The organism is Mesorhizobium sp. M4B.F.Ca.ET.143.01.1.1, assembly GCF_004792275.1.
Classification (GTDB): domain Bacteria; phylum Pseudomonadota; class Alphaproteobacteria; order Rhizobiales; family Rhizobiaceae; genus Mesorhizobium; species Mesorhizobium abyssinicae.
In genome coordinates, this window is the sequence record NZ_SRSR01000136.1 from 1 (window position 1) to 380 (window position 380).

The window sequence follows — 380 nt, forward strand, 5'->3', positions numbered from 1 at the left end:
GAAACCGCAGGACGCCTATCAGGCCTCGAAGGCAGGCGTCTGCGCCCTCTCCAAGTCGTTGGCCATGCAGCTTGCCGGCGAGCGCATCCGCTCGAACGCCATCTGCCCCGGCATGGCGCTGACGCCATTGCAAGCGCGTTGGGACACCGAGGAGAAACGTGCCGCCGTGGCGGATTACACACCGCTCGGCCGCATCGGCACGCCGCAGGACATGGCGAATGCCGCGCTGTTCCTGCTGTCGGACGCCGCAAGCTACATCACCGGCATCGAGCTCGCCGTCGACGGTGGCCTGTTGATGCGGATGTAGGCGGTTAGAGCAATTCCCGGAAAAGTGTGAGCGGTTTTCCGTCCGGAATTGCGTAAAAACAAAAAGATAGAGC

1 protein-coding gene is annotated in these 380 nt (G+C 62.6%); it reads left to right on the plus strand.

The genetic code is table 11. The features are described 5' to 3' along the window. Nucleotides 1–307, plus strand: a 307-nt coding sequence (locus EN786_RS36310) for an SDR family oxidoreductase (protein WP_135910074.1), incomplete at its 5' end; no start/stop codon positions are given. Between the last annotated feature and the right edge of the window lie 73 nt (nt 308–380).